Raw genomic sequence first — 1,070 nt, 5'->3', positions numbered from 1 at the left:
CAGAAGGACTGGGCCCGCCGCACCGCCAAGGAGCGCAGCGCCATCCTGCGCCGCTGGTACGAGCTGATCCTCGCCAACGCCGACGACCTGGCGCTGATCCTCACCACGGAGCAGGGCAAGCCGTTGCCTGAGGCCAAGGGCGAGGTGATCTCGAACGCCGCCTACATCGAGTGGTTCGCCGAAGAGGCCAAGCGCATCGACGGCGACGTCATTCCCGGGGCGCATCCCTCCCAGCGCATCGTGGTGCTCAAGCAGCCGGTGGGCGTGTGCGCGGCGATCACGCCSTGGAACTTTCCCAACGGCATGATCACCCGCAAGGTCGGCCCGGCGCTCGCCGCCGGCTGCACCATGGTGCTCAAGCCCGCCGCCCAGACGCCGCTCTCGGCCCTGGCGCTCGCCGTCTTGGCCGAGCGGGCCGGCGTCCCCAAGGGCGCGTTCTCGGTCATCACCGGCGAGGCGCGGCCGATCGGCGAGGAGTTCTGCCACAACCCGAAGGTGGCCAAGATCACGTTCACCGGCTCGACCGGCGTCGGGCGCTGGCTGATGAAGGAGGCGGCGGACGGGATCAAGCGGCTGTCGCTGGAGCTGGGCGGCAATGCGCCGTTCATCGTGTTCGACGATGCCGATCTCGATGCGGCCGTGGAGGGCGCGATGGCGTCGAAGTTCCGCAATGCCGGCCAGACCTGCGTSTGYGCCAACCGGATCTACGTGCAGGCGGGCGTGGCCGAGGYCTTYGCCGAGAAGCTCGCGGCCAAGGCGAAAAGCCTCAAGCTCGGCCGGGGCACGGAGGCCGGCGTGACCATGGGGCCGCTGATCGACGASCGCGCCGTGGCCAAGATGGAGGAGCACGTGGCCGACGTGCTSGMCMAGGGCGGCAAGCTTGTGGTGGGCGGCCGGCGCTCKGMSCTCGGCAGCACCTTCTTCGAGCCGACGGTGATGACCGGGGTGACGCAAGCCATGAAGGTGACGAAGGAGGAGACGTTTGCGCCGCTGGCGCCGATCATCAGCTTTGCCGACGAGGCGGAGGTGATCGCGATGGCGAACGACTCGGAGTTCGGGCTGGCGTCGTA

Annotated in this window: 1 protein-coding gene; it reads left to right on the top strand. The window is 69.2% G+C overall.

Annotated elements, in window-relative coordinates:
- Positions 1–1,070, top strand: a 1,070-nt coding sequence (locus AB4097_RS21450) for an NAD-dependent succinate-semialdehyde dehydrogenase (RefSeq protein WP_442043319.1), incomplete at both ends; no start/stop codon positions are given.

Origin of the sequence: Microvirga sp. 2MCAF35, assembly GCF_052115545.1 — a bacterium.
Lineage (GTDB): Bacteria > Pseudomonadota > Alphaproteobacteria > Rhizobiales > Beijerinckiaceae > Microvirga.
This window is presented reverse-complemented; position numbering and strand designations above follow the sequence as displayed.